18 protein-coding genes are annotated in these 19,689 nt (G+C 55.1%); 6 read left to right on the forward strand and 12 right to left on the reverse strand.

The window, feature by feature from the left end; all coding sequences use genetic code 11:
* Window positions 1–11 precede the first annotated feature (11 nt).
* Together fumA and fumC are read left to right on the forward strand one after the other, a co-directional pair.
* Entirely contained in the window at window positions 12–1,658 is a 1,647-nt protein-coding gene (fumA, locus tag ACQG19_RS10795; protein WP_038419230.1) for a class I fumarate hydratase FumA, read from the forward strand.
* Window positions 1,659–1,795: 137 nt separating this feature from the next.
* On the forward strand, window positions 1,796–3,190 hold the full coding sequence (fumC, locus tag ACQG19_RS10800; RefSeq protein WP_194500209.1) for a class II fumarate hydratase: 1,395 nt from the start codon (window positions 1,796–1,798) through the stop codon (window positions 3,188–3,190).
* Here fumC and tus read toward each other — a convergent pair whose 3' ends face one another.
* The 4 genes from tus to rstA form a co-directional block, all read right to left on the reverse strand.
* The gene (gene tus, locus ACQG19_RS10805) at window positions 3,191–4,120 is read right to left on the reverse strand and encodes a DNA replication terminus site-binding protein (protein ID WP_013096877.1); all 930 of its coding nucleotides are present in this window, start codon (window positions 4,118–4,120) and stop codon (window positions 3,191–3,193) included.
* A 73-nt stretch (window positions 4,121–4,193) separates the two neighbouring features.
* A complete protein-coding gene (gene rstB, locus ACQG19_RS10810; RefSeq protein WP_013096876.1) occupies window positions 4,194–5,492 on the reverse strand; it encodes a two-component system sensor histidine kinase RstB in 1,299 nt (432 codons plus the stop codon).
* A 109-nt stretch (window positions 5,493–5,601) separates the two neighbouring features.
* Complete coding sequence (locus ACQG19_RS10815; RefSeq protein ID WP_038980410.1) at window positions 5,602–5,862, reverse strand: hypothetical protein; 261 nt, start codon at window positions 5,860–5,862, stop codon at window positions 5,602–5,604.
* A gap of 247 nt (window positions 5,863–6,109) precedes the next feature.
* The gene (rstA, locus tag ACQG19_RS10820) at window positions 6,110–6,826 is read right to left on the reverse strand and encodes a two-component system response regulator RstA (protein ID WP_095427160.1); all 717 of its coding nucleotides are present in this window, start codon (window positions 6,824–6,826) and stop codon (window positions 6,110–6,112) included.
* 128 nt (window positions 6,827–6,954) lie between these two features.
* On the opposite strand from rstA, the gene ACQG19_RS10825 reads away from it, so the two are divergent.
* Window positions 6,955–7,290 carry a GlpM family protein gene (locus ACQG19_RS10825; RefSeq protein ID WP_013096873.1) on the forward strand — a complete coding sequence of 112 codons (336 nt, stop codon included), beginning with the start codon at window positions 6,955–6,957 and terminating at the stop codon, window positions 7,288–7,290.
* Here ACQG19_RS10825 and folM read toward each other — a convergent pair.
* The 3 genes from folM to ydgH all read right to left on the reverse strand — a co-directional run bounded on the left by folM (window position 7,287) and on the right by ydgH (window position 10,561).
* Window positions 7,287–8,009: a dihydromonapterin reductase gene (gene folM, locus ACQG19_RS10830; RefSeq protein ID WP_013096872.1), complete on the reverse strand. Its 723-nt coding sequence runs from the start codon at window positions 8,007–8,009 to the stop codon at window positions 7,287–7,289. The two genes, ACQG19_RS10825 and folM, sit on opposite strands and share 4 nt — an antisense overlap.
* A gap of 39 nt (window positions 8,010–8,048) precedes the next feature.
* Window positions 8,049–9,431, reverse strand: a complete 1,383-nt coding sequence (locus tag ACQG19_RS10835) for an amino acid permease (RefSeq protein WP_013096871.1) — start codon at window positions 9,429–9,431, stop codon at window positions 8,049–8,051.
* A 185-nt stretch (window positions 9,432–9,616) separates the two neighbouring features.
* Entirely contained in the window at window positions 9,617–10,561 is a 945-nt protein-coding gene (ydgH, locus tag ACQG19_RS10840) for a DUF1471 family protein YdgH (protein WP_013096870.1), read from the reverse strand.
* A 534-nt stretch (window positions 10,562–11,095) separates the two neighbouring features.
* Here ydgH and pntA point away from each other — a divergent pair.
* The 3 genes from pntA to ACQG19_RS10855 all read left to right on the forward strand — a co-directional run bounded on the left by pntA (window position 11,096) and on the right by ACQG19_RS10855 (window position 15,240).
* On the forward strand, window positions 11,096–12,625 hold the full coding sequence (pntA, locus tag ACQG19_RS10845; RefSeq protein WP_013096869.1) for a Re/Si-specific NAD(P)(+) transhydrogenase subunit alpha: 1,530 nt from the start codon (window positions 11,096–11,098) through the stop codon (window positions 12,623–12,625).
* Between the two features lie 10 nt (window positions 12,626–12,635).
* Window positions 12,636–14,024, forward strand: a complete 1,389-nt coding sequence (pntB, locus tag ACQG19_RS10850) for a Re/Si-specific NAD(P)(+) transhydrogenase subunit beta (protein WP_013096868.1) — start codon at window positions 12,636–12,638, stop codon at window positions 14,022–14,024.
* A gap of 106 nt (window positions 14,025–14,130) precedes the next feature.
* The gene (locus tag ACQG19_RS10855; RefSeq protein ID WP_013096867.1) at window positions 14,131–15,240 is read left to right on the forward strand and encodes a mechanosensitive ion channel family protein; all 1,110 of its coding nucleotides are present in this window, start codon (window positions 14,131–14,133) and stop codon (window positions 15,238–15,240) included.
* 40 nt (window positions 15,241–15,280) lie between these two features.
* Here the strand turns inward: ACQG19_RS10855 and uspE are convergent, their stop codons facing one another.
* The 5 genes from uspE to abgT all read right to left on the reverse strand — a co-directional run bounded on the left by uspE (window position 15,281) and on the right by abgT (window position 19,650).
* A complete protein-coding gene (gene uspE / locus ACQG19_RS10860) occupies window positions 15,281–16,231 on the reverse strand; it encodes a universal stress protein UspE (RefSeq protein WP_013096866.1) in 951 nt (316 codons plus the stop codon).
* A 109-nt stretch (window positions 16,232–16,340) separates the two neighbouring features.
* Window positions 16,341–16,493: a hypothetical protein gene (locus tag ACQG19_RS10865; protein ID WP_023620353.1), complete on the reverse strand. Its 153-nt coding sequence runs from the start codon at window positions 16,491–16,493 to the stop codon at window positions 16,341–16,343.
* A 168-nt stretch (window positions 16,494–16,661) separates the two neighbouring features.
* On the reverse strand, window positions 16,662–17,414 hold the full coding sequence (gene fnr, locus ACQG19_RS10870) for a fumarate/nitrate reduction transcriptional regulator Fnr (protein WP_006174991.1): 753 nt from the start codon (window positions 17,412–17,414) through the stop codon (window positions 16,662–16,664).
* Window positions 17,415–17,597: 183 nt separating this feature from the next.
* Window positions 17,598–18,113: a methylated-DNA--[protein]-cysteine S-methyltransferase gene (gene ogt, locus ACQG19_RS10875; protein ID WP_013096864.1), complete on the reverse strand. Its 516-nt coding sequence runs from the start codon at window positions 18,111–18,113 to the stop codon at window positions 17,598–17,600.
* A gap of 10 nt (window positions 18,114–18,123) precedes the next feature.
* Entirely contained in the window at window positions 18,124–19,650 is a 1,527-nt protein-coding gene (abgT, locus tag ACQG19_RS10880; protein WP_013096863.1) for a p-aminobenzoyl-glutamate transporter, read from the reverse strand.
* Between the last annotated feature and the right edge of the window lie 39 nt (window positions 19,651–19,689).

Below are 19,689 nucleotides of genomic sequence, written 5' to 3' on the forward strand. Positions count from 1 at the left end.
GTGAGAGAACAATGTCGAACAAACCCTTTCATTACCAGGATCCTTTCCCGCTCGGTAAGGATCAGACCGAATATTACCTGTTAACCCGCGATCATGTCTCTGTCTCTGAGTTTGAAGGGCAGGAGATCCTCAAGGTCGATCCGCAGGCGCTGACCTTACTGGCGCAGCACGCCTTCCACGACGCCTCGTTTATGCTTCGTCCTGCGCATCAGCAGCAGGTGGCCGATATTCTCAGCGACCCGGAGGCCAGCGAAAACGATAAGTATGTCGCGCTGCAGTTCCTGCGTAACTCCGATATCGCGGCAAAAGGCATTCTGCCGACCTGCCAGGACACCGGTACGGCCATCATCGTGGGTAAAAAAGGCCAGCGTGTCTGGACCGGTGGCGGCGATGAAGCCGCGCTGGCGCACGGTGTCTACAACACTTACACCGAAGACAACCTGCGCTACTCGCAAAACGCGGCGCTGGATATGTATAAAGAGGTCAACACCGGCACCAACCTGCCTGCGCAAATTGACCTCTACAGCGTGGACGGCGATGAGTACAAATTCCTTTGCATCGCGAAAGGCGGCGGTTCAGCCAACAAAACCTACCTCTACCAGGAAACGAAAGCGCTGCTCACACCGGGCAAGCTGAAGAACTACCTGGTGGAAAAAATGCGTACCCTCGGGACTGCAGCCTGCCCGCCATACCATATCGCCTTTGTCATTGGCGGCACGTCGGCGGAAGCGACGCTGAAAACCGTGAAGCTGGCATCGACCAAATACTACGACGGCCTGCCAACCGAAGGGAACGAACACGGCCAGGCGTTCCGTGATGTTCAGCTTGAGCAGGAGCTGCTGGAAGAAGCGCGTAATCTGGGGCTCGGCGCACAGTTCGGCGGTAAATACTTTGCTCACGACGTGCGTGTGATCCGTCTGCCGCGTCACGGCGCATCCTGCCCGGTGGGTATGGGCGTCTCATGTTCGGCGGATCGTAACATCAAAGCGAAGATCAACCGTGAAGGCGTGTGGATCGAAAAACTGGAGAACAACCCGGGTAAATACATTCCGGAAGAGTTGCGTAAAGCCGGTGAAGGTGAAGCGGTTCGCGTTGATCTGAACCGTCCGATGAAAGAGATTCTGGCGCAGCTGTCTCAGTACCCGGTCTCGACGCGTCTCTCCCTGAACGGCACGATCATCGTCGGCCGCGACATCGCCCATGCGAAGCTGAAAGAGCGCCTGGACAACGGCGAAGGGTTGCCGCAGTACATCAAAGATCATCCGATCTACTACGCGGGCCCGGCGAAAACGCCAGAGGGTTATGCCTCCGGCTCATTAGGCCCAACCACCGCAGGCCGTATGGACTCCTATGTTGACCAGCTCCAGGCCAACGGCGGCAGCATGATCATGCTGGCGAAAGGCAACCGCAGCCAGCAGGTGACGGATGCGTGCCACAAGCATGGCGGGTTCTACCTGGGCAGTATCGGTGGTCCGGCGGCCGTACTGGCGCAGGGCAGCATCAAGAGCCTGGAGTGCGTGGAATACCCGGAACTGGGTATGGAAGCGATCTGGAAAATTGAAGTGGAAGATTTCCCGGCGTTTATCCTGGTGGATGACAAAGGCAATGACTTCTTCAAGCAGATCCAGTCCTCTCAGTGTTCGGCATGTGTGAAGTAAGCTAAAAAGCCGGGTGGCGGCTACGTCACCCGACAACAAAAAGAGCGCACAAAGCGCCATAACGTTTCTCAGAAGTCATCAATACTTATCTCTTAAGCATGTGAGCAATCCCATCTTTAATTATCAAGGAGAAAGTAATGACAACGCATCGCCGTGAGAAAGATTCGATGGGCGCGATCGACGTTCCGGCCGACAAACTCTGGGGGGCGCAAACCCAGCGCTCGCTGGAACATTTCCGTATTTCGACAGAGAAAATGCCCGTTTCGCTGATTCAGGCGCTGGCGCTGACCAAACGTGCCGCCGCCAAAGTGAATCTGGATCTGGGCCTGCTGGCGGCTGACAAAGCCAACGCCATCATCAGTGCCGCCGACGAAGTGCTGGCGGGCAAGCATCCCGACGAATTCCCCCTGGCCATCTGGCAGACCGGCTCTGGCACGCAGAGCAACATGAACATGAATGAAGTGCTGGCCAACCGGGCAAGCGAGTTGCTGGGCGGCGTGCGCGGTATGGAGCGTAAGGTTCACCCGAACGATGACGTTAACAAGAGCCAGAGCTCCAACGATGTCTTCCCGACGGCAATGCACGTGGCGGCGGTGATTGCCATCCGTGAACAGCTGATCCCGCAGCTAAATGTGCTTAAAAGCACCCTTAACGAGAAAGCACGGGCCTTCAGCGATATCGTCAAAATCGGGCGTACCCACCTGCAGGATGCCACGCCGCTGACCCTTGGGCAGGAGATATCCGGCTGGGTGGCGATGCTGGAACACAATCTCAAACACATTGAGCACAGCCTGCCACATCTCTCTGAGCTGGCGCTGGGCGGCACGGCGGTGGGGACGGGGCTAAATACCCATCCGGAGTACGCGGTGCGCGTGGCGGAAGAGCTGGCCGCGATTACCGGGCAACCGTTTGTTACCGCGCCCAATAAGTTTGAGGCGCTGGCAACCTGCGACGCGCTGGTTCACACGCATGGTGCGCTGAAAGGGCTGGCGGCATCACTGATGAAAATCGCCAACGATGTGCGCTGGCTGGCCTCTGGCCCGCGCTGCGGTATTGGTGAAATCAGCATCCCGGAAAATGAACCGGGTAGCTCCATTATGCCGGGCAAAGTGAACCCGACGCAGTGTGAAGCCATGACTATGCTCTGCTGTCAGGTGCTGGGAAATGATGTGGCCGTCAACATGGGCGGTGCGTCAGGCAATTTCGAGCTGAACGTCTATCGTCCGATGGTTATCCACAATGTGCTTCAGTCTGTACGTCTGCTGGCGGACGGCATGGAGAGTTTCAACGCGCATTGCGCCTCCGGCATCGAGCCGAACCGCGAGCGAATCAGCCAGTTGCTCAATGAGTCGCTGATGCTGGTGACCGCCCTCAATACCCATATCGGCTACGACAAAGCCGCTGAGATCGCCAAAAAGGCGCATAAAGAGGGGCTGACGCTGAAAGCCTCTGCGCTGGCGCTTGGCTACCTCACGGAAGCCGAGTTTGATGCCTGGGTCCGCCCTGAAGCGATGGTCGGCAGCCTGAAATAGTCACGTCGCCACATACAGGTGCAGCCGGGGAATAATCAGCTGCAGCGGCTGCGCCTGAGGCTTATAGCGATGCTGAACGTTTTCCGCATCGTAATTCAGCAGTTCGCCAATGTCCGGTACCACGGCGCCCTGATCGGCATCATAGAGCGCAATCAGCGGCGTTGGGCAGGCATACTGGATCTGCTTTTGCTGGCCTGAATACCAGACGCGGGCGATAGGCTGCACCTTCACCGGGCGTTTAATCTTAAGGCGCGTTTCAACGGGCAATGACGCGATGCTGTGATACTCCTGCTCCAGGCGCTCAATCCACTGCTCGCGCGACCACGGAGCCACGGTGCGCGGCGCTTTCAGGCTCTTTTCCAGCTGGGCCAGGATCTCATCCCGGGTAAAGTTTTTGATAATGTGCTTGTTGGCCCAGCCGAAGCGCAGCGTGGCGGGCTGACGCAGTACCGTCAGCGTACGGTAGGCATTCAGGGTGATTAAACCCGGAAGCTGGCGGTGCACCCACTCAAAGCGGGCGGCTGGCGCCAGGCCTGACTCTTCGGTAATGATCTTTTCAAATGCCGCTTTCAGGGTATTGATGTGCGTAATCTGGGTTTCCAGCGCCTCACGGGTTTCGGCGTCCGTTTGCAGACAGATCACCCCCGGCAGGCGAACGGCCGCCTTGCTGCTGCGGTTTTCTGACTGCTGCTGAATAAACAGGCGACGATAGTGCTGTAGCGCCAGATCCCGCGCGGATTGACCGATATGCTGTTTGACGTCGATGGTTTGCAGCGGATCGTGCTCTGCGCCTTTTGCCACCTCCGGCAGGGTAAAGACCCGCGCAGCCAACAGGCGGCAGGCCTGCAGGCGCTCGGTTAGCGTTAACAGCTCATGCTCCATCTCCCGAAAGGTGCTGTTCAGCCTTTCGATAAGATCGTATGTCGCCATGTGAATCCCCATTAGTTACAACATACTCATGGTATAGCACAGCACGCCGGGTCAGGCCAGCGTGCGGTTAAGGTCAGGCAGGAACGGGAAGGGCGATGTTATGGTACACCGGCCAGCTAAAGCAGAAGCATGCGCCGCCGAGTTCACTCTCCCCGCACTGCACCGTGCCGCCCATCGCCTGCGCGATAGAGTGGACAATCGCCAGTCCCAGACCACACCCTCCCGTCGCACGGTCGCGGCTCGGGTCGAGACGCACAAACGGCTCGAACACGGTTTCACGCGCATCCGGGGCGATGCCGGGGCCATCGTCTTCCACCGTCAGACGGGCCTGATTGTCCTGCAAGTCCAGGCCAATCCGCAGCGTGCTCTCGCTGTAGCGCATGGCGTTGTTCATCAGATTATCCAGCACGCGTTCCATCAGGCGCATGTCCAGCGCGCCGTAATCACCCGGCGTGACGCGCGTTAACAGGGTGCGTTGCGGATTGACGCTCTGGACGTCATCAATATGGGTTTGGATCCACGTCGGCAGATCCGGGGTACTGAGGTGCAGTTCATTTTGTGGACGGTCAAGACGAGCATAGGTGAGCAGCTCCTCAATGAGCGCTTCAAGCTGGCCGATGTCGCGGTTTAACGCCTGAGACTCTGCCGCCGTAAGGTTTTCGCTCATCTCCAGCCGATAGCGCAGACGCACCAGCGGCGTGCGCAGCTCATGAGCAATCCCGTCGATCAGCTGTTTTTTACTGGCAATCAGGGCGTTGATGTTATCGGCCATCTGGTTAAATGCCACCCCCAGACGTTCAAAGCTGGACCCGCTGTCAAAGTGAATACGCTCGGTAAGATGCCCCTCGCCAAAGCGCTGTGCGGCGGATTCCAGTTTCAGCATGTCCTGCCAGTGTGGGCGCATCCAGATAAAGACCGGGAAGGCGAGTGAAATGGCGATAAAGGCCATCAGAGCCATATCCAGCAGGCGCATCTGGTGCAGATAATAGAGATAAGGCACCGGCCCTACGGCCAGCACATAATGACTGCGCGGAATGCGCTGGATAAAGGTGTATTTCTCATCCAGTGCCACGATATCCCCGTCACGCAGGCGCTGCATGGCAGGCGGATCTAAATCGAAATCCTTCAGCGGTTCAATGCGCAGATCGAACGACAGGTTCAAATCCAGCTCTTTTAAGGTTCTCGCCCAGTCATGTGGTGGAATTTCACGCAGTTCGCTGCGCATCAGATAAAGTGAGCTTTTCATCAGATCGTCCAGCGACTGCCTGCCCGCTCGTTCGGCAGTGAACTTATAGACCAGCCCGACCAGCATGGTCATCACCAGGAAGCAGACAAACAGCAAAAGATAAAACTGCACAAAAAGCTTTTTCATTAAATCTCACCGAAAAAACGATACATGCAGAATATACATGAAAAACCTTCCGGTGTTTTCACCACCATCACGCACGACAAACGTATTATCTGAGCCGTGCCGAGGTTTGTTACATGGCGTGAGTACTTCTTTTGATTTTGGCGATGAGTTTTTCTGTCACGCTCAGGCCTTCCGCGATCTCCGCATCAATCACGGCGCTTCCGAATTCGTTAATTAAATCCAACAATATTTCGTAAGACTGAATCAGTTCCAGAAGATCAAAGAGGGCTTTTTGGTCGGCACGCGTGGGGGAGGCTTGGTTAAGCGTTGCCTGATTAACAATCCATTCAAGATTGGTTTTGATGGCTTCTACGTCATGGTAGCTATACATATGTCATAGGCTTAAATCCTCATTTCAAGATTTTATGGGAGAGAGGTAGCGAAAGCGTCGCGATAAAAACGTTTATGTGGCGGGCCCGGTGCGAGCTCAAGAAGGAATGCAGGAAAAGTAATTATGGATGAGTTCGCTGGCTTAGCAAGTTAATTGTTGCGCCAACGGGCAAATTAACGCGCGAAAGTCAGGGCATTGTCGTGTAATGCCTTCATTTCGCGCAGGTTATGCTATTTTGCCAACGCGATCAGGTTTCCCAGGCGTGCGGGGCGAACAGATAACCCTTGTTACGCACGGTTTTGATGCGGTACGGCTCGGTGGCGTTGTCCTGCAGTTTCTTACGCAGTCGCGAAATAGCCACGTCAACACTGCGATCCATTCCATCGTAACTTACGCCGCGCAGGTTTTTCAGCAACGCGTCACGGTCCATAATCTGCCCCGCATGAGTGGCCAGCTCCCAGAGCAGGTCAAAATCGGCGGTAGAGAGCGCGATAAGCTCACCGGAAAGCAGGACCTGGCGGTTAATAGGATCGATGGATAACGTGCCAAACCGCATCGCTTTATGCGGCATGAGGGACTGCGCCGGCACCTCGCGTTCACTGCTGGCATGCTGGCGCAAATGCAGGCGCAGACGGGCGAGCAGAACGGCAGGCGGCGTGGTTTTAAGAATGTAGTCATTGGCCCCCATCTCCAGCGACAGAATATGGTTCATGTCGCTGTCCAGTGAGGTCAGCAGCACGATAGGGCCATCCCACTGAGCGCGCAGGTCGCGGCACAGCGTCATCCCGTCTTTGCCGGGCAACATGATATCCAGCAGCACCAGGTCCGGGTTTTCACGCACCACGACCTCTTCGGCGCGATCGCCACGTGGCTCAACAATAACGTCCATATCATGTTTACCCAGATAAGCGGCGATCAATTGTCCCACTTCGGGCTCATCTTCTACATAAACAATCTTATTCATACAACGTCTGTTATCGCGAAAAATGCCAACATACACCGCGTAACCTTAACCTTCCATTAATCTTTCAAAATTAACGTCAGTTCCGTTATTCTGGCTGTTATTGTTACTTGATTGTTATAGGAAAAAGCATGGGGCTGGCGATAAAAGCCGCGCTGGGCGCGCTGGTGGTGTTATTGATTGGCGTACTGGCAAAAACCAAAAATTACTACATTGCCGGGCTGATTCCGCTCTTCCCGACGTTTGCGCTCATTGCACACTACATTGTCGCCTCGGAACGCGGCACTGAGGCGCTGCGCACCACCATTGTGTTTGGCATGTGGTCAATCATCCCTTACTTTCTCTACCTGTTGTCCTTGTGGTATTTCACGGGCTTTCTGCGGCTTCCCCTGGCGCTGGGCGGGGCGGTGGTCTGCTGGGGGCTCAGCGCCTGGGTGCTGATTTTCTTCTGGAGCCGCTATCACTAGCGCAGCGGTCGCCCGCCGTCCACGGCAAAGGTTCTGCCGGTGACGTAACAGCTGGTGAGCAGATAATCGATAAGGTCGATCACCTCTTTCTCGCCAGGGGCGATTTTCATCAGGGATTTATTCAGCGCCTGCTGACGATACTCGGCATCATCGCCCTCGTTGAATAAAATCATCGCCGGGGCGATGGCGTTCACCTTGACCTCTGGTGCCAGCTTACGGGCAAATGAACGCGTCATGTTATCCAGTGCGGCTTTACTCGCCGCATAAGCGATGTGTTTGTCGCTCCCGCGCTCCACCACATAATCGGTGAAATGAATAATGTCACCCGCGGCATGGCCGTGGCCGCGCAGCAGATCCTGCAGGGCATGGTTAAGCAAATAGGGGGCATTGACGTGGATCTGCAGCATACAGGCGAGCGTTTCGCTGAGCGACGTACCGGGTTTTTCTGCAAGCCATGCGCTGGCGTTATGGATAATCGCCCGCAGACCGTGGGTCGTTGATTTGACCTTATCCGCAAAGGCAAGAATGCCATCGTCGGTGGAGAAATCAGCCTGTATACAGGTTGCCCCCGCTTTTCGTAGCCCGTCTATCGAGGGGTATTCCGTGCGGTAACTGACAATGACCGGGTGGCGAAGGTTGAGAAAGTGATGGGCGAGGGCGAGGCCGATACGACGGCCTCCGCCGGTGATCAGTATTGGGCGATGCTGCGCAGTTCCCATCGTATTCTCCTTTTCAGTTCAACAATGGGAAACGCAGGGTTATCCCATTAACATCCAGGTTGCCGGTACGGCAGCAACCAGTAACAGCCCGATGAGGGCCATTTCACGGCGTTTAAGCGCGTTCTCCAGCTGATGAGTACGGCGGGCATAGATAAACACCAGCAGGCCCGGCGCATACAACACCACCGACAGCAGCAGATGCATAGGCCCGGAAGCATACAACAACCACAAACCGTAAATACAGGCGCCGATCCCTACCGCATAATGCGCCGGGCGGGTGGCGATTTTTAACAGATACGCACCCACTAAGAAATAGGGTACCAGAATCATCTCCGAGGCGATGGTCAGCAGGGTGTTATAGTCCGAACCTGTGAGCCAGATCAGCACCAGGCAGACCTGAACGCTGATATTCGTCAGCCAGAGTGACGCTGACGGCGCACTGTTTTTATTCTGCCGGGCAAACAGACGCGGAAACGCTTTGTGCGTGGCAGCCAGGAAAGGCACTTCTGCCGCCATGATGGTCCAGCTCAGATAAGCCCCGCAGACGGAGATAATCAGCCCCGCGGCAATGACCACATCGCCCCAGCTACCGAGCATTTTGACCATCAGACCGGCCATGGATGGGTTACGCATTTCGGCCAGTTCAGGACGAGCCACCACACCCAGCGACAGCAGCGTCACCAGCAGATAGACACCGAGGGCCGCCAGCACCGCCAGCAGCGTGGCGCGTCCGACGTCGCGCTTATTGCGCGCGCGGGCAGAGACCACCACCGCACCTTCAACACCAATGAAAACCCACAGGGTGATCAGCATGGTGTTTTTCACCTGCTCCCAGACGGGGACGCCCAGCGCAAGGCCAGTGAAATCGAGTTTAAATACATCCAGACGGAATGCCATAAACGCCAGCACGATAAACAGCCCGAGCGGAACCAGTTTGGCCAGCGTCGCCACCAGGTTAATGCTTGCCGCTGTCTGGACGCCGCGCAAAATGAGCCAGTGTACGACCCACAGCAGCACCGACGCCCCGACAATCGACTGCCAGGTGTTGCCGTCACCAAAGAGACGCAGCTCGGGCGTATCGGTAAAGAAACTGAGCGCCGAGAAGACAATAACCAGATAGGAGACGTTAGCGATCACCGCACACAGCCAGTAACCCCACGCGGAACAGAAGCCAATCAGTTCCCCAAAACCGGCCCGCGCGTAGGTGAAAATACCGCCATCGAGATCGGGACGAATACGGGTCAGCAGCAGCATGGCGAAGGCCAGCAGCAAAATGCCAACGCCGGTAATCCCCCAGCCAATCAGTAGCGCGGCAGGGCTTGCGACGGCCGCCATATTCTGCGGTAAACTGAATACCCCCGCACCCAGCATTGAGCTTAAAACGAGTGCAGTTAAAGCACTCAGGCCAAGTTTCTTTTCCATTGGCTTCCTGTTATGAAAGGTCCAAATCCAGAATAATTATTTCGCACAGGCGCATAAAAATGGTGGATCACACTAAGGCGCGGGATTTTACGGAGTGTCACGAACGCATGCAATGATGTGTAGCAGAAATTCAAAAAAAGTAACAAAAAAAGGCGGCACTGAGCCGCCTTTAATGAAGGGTTTTGTTACTTGTACAGATCGGCGCTGATGGTCATGTTGTTACCACGTTCCTGCCACTGGCGGGTGATGTGGTAGTACTTCGCCCCTTTCTTCGCCGCACGCTTCGCGACCTGATAAGAGACTTCCGTACCGTTGCCATAGTTGCCGGTAAACTTGATGCTATCGAACGGCACCATCTGCGCAGCCGTGGCGTTGTTCAGCTCTTCAACTTTGGTGCCGTCTGGCAGGGTAACGGAGTAACGGCCACCTTTCGTGGATTGCGTCTCAAAGAAACGGCCCACTTCAGCGCTTGGCGCTGCGGAGGTTGCTACGCCTGGAATTTCGACTTTTTTCGCTTCTTCGCCGCCTTTCGCTAACGCTGCGCGACCGGCTTCTGAATCAGCAGGGATGGCATCCGGGCTTTGCAGAACGCGTTTTTTCGCATCTTCTTTATAGATGAACGCGGTAATACGCTGGTTGCCACCCTGGTTAGCATCTACCTGACGCACGATGTAGAACGAGTAAGCCCCTTTCTGTTTCGCGGCTTTGGTGATGGCATCGTTCACTTCTGGCTGGCTGCGGTAGAAGCCCTGAACGGTAACGGTGTCATACGGTTCCAGCTCAATCGCCTGATCTTTAGGCAGTTCAACGACGCCGTTGATCACGCGGTTTTTCGGCGCGTCAGCTTTTGGCGCATTCTCTTTGTACAGCGCAATGGTCACGCGCTGGTTGCCGCTATTGCCTTGATCGGACTGGTCAAGCACGTAAAACGACGCTGCGCCGTTTTTATCAGCGGCTTTTGATGCAGCGGTGACGGCATCGCCAATAGAGTTGTAACGACCCACAATGACCGTATGGTCAAAAGGTTTTAACGCTGCCGCTTGCTCCGGCGTTAACTCTGTCGCGGCATTCGCAGACAGGGCGGTCGCGGAAAGAAGTGCGGACGCCAGGAGTGTGTTCTTAAGCTTCATAAAAATAATCCTTCGCCTTGCGCAAACCATGTACTGGTATTGTTGTTAATTTGAGACGGTCCCGATTATGGCATTTAAAACCTGTTGCTGTCTGCGCCATTTTTCACAGCCTGTGCTCACCGAAGGATCTGATTCGATAACATTTAGTGATATGTTGAAAAAACAGGCGTTTGACAAGCAAAAGTGATAAAGCATATGACTTTTACAAGTTAATTTAATGTTAATAAGTTGATCTCATATGGCGCTATATCATGTTTTTACCGCTTCGCTTGCGCGATTTATCGGTTCTGAGGATGAATTTAAGGTAAATATCTCTGTCAGCGAGGCCGTTCGCTTATTTTTCACAGATAATGTAAGAAATAGTGTTTTCAGGCGGTAGATCGCAGGCGCTATTTTCAGTAGGTTATAGAAAGTTTGTCACTGTTTTATTTTCCGGGGTTACTCATTTGCCGCCGCTCTAAGGATGGCGAAATTTGATGCAACTGCGGGCATTTATCGATAAACCATCATCAAAAACCGATGGAAGGGAAAACTATGCGTATTGGGGTACCAAAAGAACGGTTTGCCAATGAAACCCGCGTAGCGGCGACACCAAAAACGGTGGAGCAACTGCTTAAACTGGGTTTTACCGTCGCCATTGAAAGCGGCGCGGGCAAACTGGCGAGTTTCGAGGACGAGGCCTTTATTCAGGCTGGTGCGGACGTGGTGGACGGTGCTGAAGTCTGGCAATCACCCGTTATTCTGAAGGTGAATGCGCCGCAAGAGAGCGAGATTGAGCTGCTGAACCCGGGCACCACGCTGGTGAGTTTTATCTGGCCTGCCCAAAACCCAGAGCTGATGGAGAAGCTGGCGGCACGTGGCGTGACGGTAATGGCGATGGACTCCGTGCCGCGTATTTCGCGCGCGCAGTCTCTGGATGCCCTGAGTTCAATGGCGAACATCGCCGGTTACCGTGCAATCGTCGAAGCCGCCCACGAATTCGGCCGTTTCTTCACCGGTCAGATCACGGCGGCAGGCAAAGTGCCTCCGGCAAAAGTGATGGTGATTGGTGCCGGTGTGGCAGGCCTGGCGGCTATCGGTGCGGCAAACAGCCTGGGCGCTATCGTCCGCGCGTTTGACACCCGCCCGGAAGTGAAGGAGCAGGTGCAGAGTATGGGCGCCGAGTTCCTTGAGCTGGACTTCAAGGAAGAAGCGGGCAGCGGTGATGGTTATGCGAAGGTGATGTCCGAAGCTTTTATCAAAGCGGAAATGGAACTCTTTGCCGCGCAGGCAAAAGAGGTGGACATTATTGTCACCACCGCGCTGATCCCGGGTAAACCAGCACCGAAGCTGATCACCCGTGAGATGGTGGACACCATGAAGCCGGGCAGCGTGATTGTCGACCTGGCCGCGCAAAACGGCGGCAACTGTGAATATACCGTGCCGAACCAGGTATCCACGACCGCCAACGGCGTGAAGGTGATTGGTTATACGGATCTGCCTGGCCGTCTGCCCACGCAGTCGTCCCAGCTGTACGGTACTAACCTCGTTAACCTGCTGAAACTGCTCTGCAAAGAGAAAGATGGCAACATCACCGTTGATTTTGACGATGTGGTTGTGCGCGGCGTGACCGTGGTGCGTGAAGGCGAAATCACCTGGCCTGCGCCACCAATTCAGGTTTCCGCCCAGCCTCAGGCTGCACCGAAAGCGGCGCCAGAACCCACAGAGCCTGCTAAACCGGCGTCTCCGTGGCGTAAATATGCGCTCATGGCGCTGGCGATTATTCTGTTTGGCTGGCTGGCCGATGTCGCGCCAAAAGAGTTCCTCGGCCACTTTACCGTCTTCGCGCTCTCCTGCGTGGTGGGTTACTACGTGGTCTGGAATGTCTCCCATGCACTACACACGCCATTGATGTCGGTCACTAACGCCATCTCCGGGATCATCGTGGTCGGGGCGTTACTGCAGATTGGTCACGGCGGCTGGATTAGCTTCCTGAGCTTTATCGCGGTGCTGATTGCCAGTATCAATATTTTCGGTGGCTTCACCGTGACTCAGCGCATGCTGAAAATGTTTCGTAAAGGCTAAGGGGTAGCATATGTCTGGAGGATTAGTGACAGCCGCATACATTGTTGCTGCAATCCTGTTTATTTTCAGTCTGGCGGGACTTTCCAAACACGAAACGTCTCAGCAGGGTAATAACTTTGGTATCGCCGGGATGGCGATTGCGCTGATTGCCACTATTTTCGGACCCGATACCGGCAACGTTGCCTGGATCCTGGTGGCGATGATCATCGGCGGGGCGATAGGTATTCGTCTGGCAAAACGCGTTGAAATGACCGAAATGCCGGAACTGGTGGCGATCCTGCACAGCTTCGTCGGTCTGGCGGCGGTGCTGGTGGGCTTCAACAGCTATCTGTACCACGAACCGGGCATGGAGCCGATTCTGGTCAACATTCATCTGACCGAAGTGTTCCTGGGCATCTTCATCGGTGCAGTGACCTTCACCGGCTCGATTGTGGCGTTCGGTAAGCTGCGCGGTAAGATCTCCTCCAAACCGCTGATGCTGCCAAATCGTCATAAGCTGAATCTGGCGGCGCTGGTGGTCTCCTTTGTGCTGCTGGTGGTCTTTGTGCGTACCGAAAGCGTAGGTCTGCAGGTGCTGGCGTTACTGGTGATGACCATCATTGCGCTGGCGTTCGGCTGGCACCTGGTGGCCTCCATCGGTGGGGCAGATATGCCGGTTGTGGTGTCGATGCTGAACTCCTACTCCGGTTGGGCGGCGGCAGCGGCTGGCTTTATGCTGAGCAACGACCTGTTGATTGTCACCGGTGCGCTGGTGGGCTCTTCCGGTGCGATTCTGTCTTACATCATGTGTAAGGCGATGAACCGCTCATTCATCAGCGTTATCGCCGGTGGTTTTGGCTCTGACGGCTCCTCGACCGGTTCTGACGAAGAAGTCGGCGAGCACCGTGAGATCAGCGCAGAAGATACGGCAGAGATGCTGAAAAACTCGCACTCGGTCATCATCACCCCAGGCTATGGCATGGCGGTGGCGCAGGCGCAGTATCCGGTTGCTGAAATCACCGAGAAGCTGCGCGCGCGCGGCATCAAGGTGCGCTTTGGCATCCACCCGGTAGCGGGGCGTCTGCCAGGCCACATGAACGTGCTGCTGGCAGAAGCGAAAGTGCCTTACGACATCGTGCTGGAGATGGACGAGATCAACGATGATTTCGCCGACACCGACACCGTGCTGGTCATTGGCGCCAACGACACCGTTAACCCGGCGGCGCAGGACGATCCACGCAGCCCAATCGCCGGGATGCCGGTTCTGGAAGTGTGGAAGGCGCAGAACGTGATTGTCTTCAAACGTTCCATGAACACCGGCTACGCTGGCGTTCAGAACCCGCTGTTCTTCAAAGAGAACACCCACATGCTGTTTGGCGATGCCAAAGCCAGCGTGGATGCGATCCTGAAAGCACTGTAATTCGCGTTCTCCTCAAAAACCGCTCTTCGGGGCGGTTTTCTTATTTCTGCGGTCAGCGTTTCTCCTCTGTCTATACTTTACCCTTTGTGTACTACGAGGAGGTGAAATGCAATTTTTGTCCCGCTTCGACATCCTGGAGCTGATGATGACGCCGACATTCTGGGTAAGCGTCGCCACGGTTATCGTCGTGACGCTGCTGGTCTACTGGCTTCTGACGCGCCTGATCGCATTCGTTAAGAGAGGGATCACAACCTGGGGAGATAAGCACCCAACCACAAACAGGATGCGTTTTATCCTGACCGATATGCTTAACCGCACCAGTCGCTTCCTGCTTTTTGTCGTGGCGTTGCTCATCAGCCTGCGTTTTGTTGATTTACCCGACCGGCTCTTTAGCACCGTAAGCCACGCCTGGTTCCTTGTCTTCGCGATACAGGTGGCGCTCTGGCTGGATCAGGGCGTGGTGTCGTGGCTGCGACACGTTATGCTGGCCCCCGGCAGTCATAAAAATCCGGTTACCCTGGTGATCACCGGCCTTATCCTTCGCGCTATCGTCTGGTCTGTGATGCTGCTGTCGATTCTCGCTAACGCGGGCGTCAACATCACCGCGCTGGTAGCAAGCCTGGGGGTAGGGGGTATTGCTATCGCCCTCGCCGTACAAACCATTCTGAGCGACGTCTTCGCTTCGCTTTCTATCGGCTTTGATAAACCGTTTGAAATTGGTGATTTCGTGGTGTTCAACGACGTGGCGGGAACGGTGGAACACATAGGCTTAAAAACGACCCGTATTCGTAGCCTGAGTGGGGAGCAGATCGTTTGCGGTAACGCCATTTTGCTTCAGCAGACGCTCCACAACTATAAACGTATGCAGACCCGTCGCATCGTCTTCACGTTTGGCGTCGCCAGCGACACGCCGCCTGAAAAGCTGCGCTATGTGGGGGATATGGTCAGGCAGATCATCACCGATGTGGGTGAGACAAAGTTCGATCGCGCCCATTTCCTCGGGTTTGACCGTGACCGCCTGACGTTTGAAGTGGTTCATATTGTCAATACGGCGGATTACAACAAATACATGGATATCCAGCAGGAGATCAATATCCGTATTCTCGAAGGGCTGAACGCCCAGGAGATTAAGCTGGCGCTGCCCAGCATGGTGTTGCACGCACCGTGGATGCAGGATCGATCAACTGAAGAGACACAGACAGCGATCGAGAGCTGATAAGAAAAGCCCGCCGGGGAGGCGGGCGAATAGACTGACGTTAATCGTCTTCCGGGTCATCCAGCTCAACCGGTGTCTGGTACTCATCCGGCTTAATGACCAGCAGGTCGCAGCGCAGATGGTCAATCACCTGTTCCGCGGTATTGCCCAGGAACGCGGCAGAAATACCGGTCCGTCCGATGGTGCCCAGCACCACAATCCCTGCCTGCAGATGTTCGGCTAAATCCGGGATCACCTCTTCAGGCAACCCTTTCTCGACATGCGTCATGTTCTCATCAATGCTGAACTTCTGGCGCAACGCTTTCATGGCCAGCAGGTGCTGTCCGCGGATCGCGTCGTTATATACGCTCGGGTCAAATTCAGGCAGTTCGATGGCAATATTGATAGGGGTAACCGGGTAAGCGCCGACCAGATGCACTTCGGTGTGGTTAACCTGCTCGGCAAGCAGCAGCGTCTCTTTGACCAGCTTTTCATTCAGCGAATTGTGATAATCCTCTTCGCTTGCCAGGTTTACTGCCACGACGGCTTTGCCGCCTTCAGGCCACGGCTGATCTTTCACCATCCAGACCGGGCAAGGGCATTTACGCAGCAAGTGCCAGTCTGTCGGCGTGAAGATCACGGATTCCAGTTTGTCGTGCTGGTGCGCCATTTTCAGCAGCAGATCGTGCCCACCGGCGACCACCTCCTGGATAATCGCTTCAAAGGGGCGGTTATGCCAGACCACTTTAATATCGATAGGCACACCCGCTTCAAGGTAGTACTTCGCCTGTTCGCGGATCCACGCGGTACGTTGGCTGATCACTCCCTGACGCATAGCGGTACGCTCGTCAGGCGACAGAAGGGTGGTCATCTCATACGAGAAGTCATAGATCGGCAAAAACGCTTTGATTTTGCCACCAATCCGTTGATGTAAATACACAGCACGTCGTAATGCCGGCTGATCGTCCTGATTAGGATCGATAGCTACCAGCATGTTTTGATACTTTGCCATACAGGTCTCCTTACTACTGTCACCACAGTCTGTAATTAAAAGAGTAACCTATATATCCTGAATGAAACAGAGGTAAGGTTTTGCCAGATCAATAATTCATGAAAATATCTCAGAAGAATAGCACCGTCGTTGTCACCGCGATAAACGCAATCAACAACAGCACCATCACCACGATGGCAAACGTGGTGGAGTCCTGAACGTAGGTTTTTTCCTCTCCCTTCATTGGGCCGACAAGCATGATCCAGATGAAAAGGAAGGTCACGGAGGCAATAACAACTGAAACGAAAAATAAACTTTCTCTCAATTTAACCTCAACGAGAACCTTTCAGGAGCGGGGGATGTCTGTCGCAGGGGCGGGAAGTGGTGTGCTTACCTGCCAGACCAATAAATCATAAAAATTTATCGGCCTGGCATCAATCATTCGTGGAGTTTATGCCACGTTGCGGGCGTGGCCGGCAAGAACAGCCAGCGCTTCACCGTTTTCGATGGTGATATATTTACCTTTAACGGCCAGCATGCCGCTTTTCTGGAAACGGCCCAGCAGACGGCTGATGGTTTCCACGGTCAGGCCCAGGTAGTTACCAATATCGCCACGGGTCATGGTGAGACGGAACTCACGTGGAGAGAAACCACGTTCGGCGAAACGGCGGGAGAGGTTATAGATAAATGCAGCCAGGCGCTCTTCCGCATTCTTTTTGGACAGCAGCAGGATCATGTCCTGATCGCCTTTGATCTCACCGCTCATCAGACGCATCATCTGCTGACGCAGGTTTGGCATTTTGCCTGACAGATCGTCCAGCGTTTCAAACGGGATTTCGCAGACCATTGAGGTTTCCAGCGCCTGCGCAAAGCTCGGGTGATGGCCAGTACCGATGGCGTCAAAGCCGACCAGATCGCCTGCCAGATGGAAGCCGGTGATCTGCTCATCACCCTGTTCGGTGATGGTATAGCTTTTGATGGTGCCAGAACGGATAGCATAGAGCGATTTCAGTTCGTCTCCCGCTTTAAACAGCGTCTGCCCTTTCTGAATAGGCTTTTTGCGCTCGATGATGTTATCAAGCTGGTCAAGCTCATGCTCATTCAGGGTAAACGGGATACAGAGCTGGCTGATGCTGCAATCCTGGCAATGGATAGCACAACCGCCAGACTGAATGCGTCGTATAATTCGCTTTTCTGGGATCATAGGTTTGCTCAAGCCTTAATTGATATTGGTCAATTTTAACATCTTTTTGGTAAGTACGTAAGCCTGGCAAACCATCAATAAGGACAAGAGACGGCAACGTGTTGCCATCTTCTTGAAATTCCACAGCTTGATTATGGATTTTTAGCCTAACCGGTAGAAAATTAAGCACAAAAAGCCTGGGAACTACAGCAAAAGATACCCTTCGTGACGCAGTAACCACTCCTTGCGCTGCACACCGCCGGCATAGCCGGTCATGGTGCCGTTGCGGCCGATCACACGATGGCAGGGCACCACGATACTCACGGGGTTAGAACCGTTCGCGGCACCCACCGCCCGCGCCGCGCCCGCGCGGCCTAACTGTTCTGCGAGCTGGCCGTAGTGCATAACCTGACCACACGGAATATCGCGTAGCGCCTGCCAGACTTCACGCTGGAATGGCGTACCGGCCGTGGCGGTTGGCAGGTCATTGATGATGCTGAGATCGCCCTCGAAGTACGCCGCCAGCTTGTCGCTCAGCCCACCTGGATTGGTGGCACTGATACGCTCAAAACCCTGGGCGCGGTAATGGATGTTGAGCAGCTCTTCCATGCGATCGCTGTGCTCTTCCCATTCCACGGCACGCAGATGGAACTGCTCGTCGGCGATAACCCACAGCGGCCCAAGTGGCGTTGCAATTTTATCTTCGAGTAATCTCAGCATCCTCTTTCCTTTAATTCAGCCTCGGGTAGATACCCGGTCCTATCGGCAGGCCGACAAGATACCATGCCACCAGCATCACCAGCCATACCCCTAAAAAGATAAGCGGATAGGGTAAAACCAGCGAATAGTAGGTACCCAGCTTCGCCTCCGGTTTATAGCGCTGCAGGAAGCCCAAAAACAGCGGTACGAATGGCGAAACCGGCGCCAGCGGGATCACCGAGGAGTCGGCGATACGGAACAGGATCTGCGCAAAGGCCGGATGGAAGCCCAGCATCATAAACATCGGCACGAAAATGGGGGCCAGAATCGACCAGATGGCGGATCCGCTGGCGATAAACATGCACAGCAGTGACGACAACAGCGCCAGACCCACAAACGCCGGGACGCCGCTTAACCCGGCGGCTTCCAGCGCATCGGTCAGGCCAACGGCCATAAATTTGCCCATGTTGCTCCAGTTAAACATGGCGACGAACTGGGCCAGCGGGAAGACCATCACGATAAAGCCCGCCATCTCCTTCATCGGCTCAATCATCAGCTGCGGCAGATCGGCCTGGCGGCGGATTTTGCCGGTGGCGATGCCATATGCGAGCGACACGACAAAGAAAAACAGAATGATCAGCGGCACAATGCCCTGAATAAACGGCGAGGGCAGGACGGTATGTTTCACCTGGTCGCGCAGGATACCGTTCTCCGGCACTACCATCAGCGCCACCATCGCGATAAATACCAGCGAGACTATCCCGGCGACGCGCAGGCCAAAGCGTTGCTCTTTGCTCAGCGTTTCCAGCTTTTCGTCACTACGGCCTTCCCATTTCCCTAACCGCGGCTCGATGATCTTATCGGTAATCAGCCCGCCAACAAGCGTCAGGACGATGACCGAACTGGCCATAAAGTACCAGTTGTCGATCACGCTGACGTGCATGGCCGCATCGATTGTTTTCGCCGCCTCGGTGCTAATCCCCGAAAGCAGGACATCGGTGGTGACGATCAGCAGATTGGCAGTGAAACCGCATCCCACACCGGCAATTGCCGACAACAGACCCGCCACGGGGTGACGCCCGACGGCAAGGAAGATCAGCGCCCCCATCGGCGGCATGATTACCAGCGCGGCATCGGAAGAGATGTGGCTGAAAAACGCAATAAACAGCACCATATAGCTGGCGTAGCGTGCGCTGACGTGAGAAGCCATTTTCACCATCAGCGCGGGGAGCAGGCCAACGCGCTCAGCCAGTCCGGCCCCCAGCACCAGCGCCAGAATGGCGCCCAGCGGCGCAAAACCGCTGAAGTTTTTAATCACATTCGGTAAAAACCAGTGCAACCCTTCAATGCTCAGCAGGTTCTTTACGCTTACCATGCTGCCATCGGCCGGGCTGCGCACGCTCACCCCTAAGGCGGACAGCACGGCTGTCGCCACCATCAAAACCACGATCAACCAGATAAAAAGCAGGAAAGGGTGTGGCACTTTATTGCCGATCCTTTCAACCCAGCCATAGAGCTTACCGGATGGGGAATGCGAAGGTATGGATGACATACTCATGGGCGTTCCTCGGGACTGTTGTGTTGTTGTGTTGTGTTT

Source organism: Enterobacter cloacae complex sp. 277I4, assembly GCF_050031465.1.
Lineage (GTDB): Bacteria > Pseudomonadota > Gammaproteobacteria > Enterobacterales > Enterobacteriaceae > Enterobacter > Enterobacter cloacae.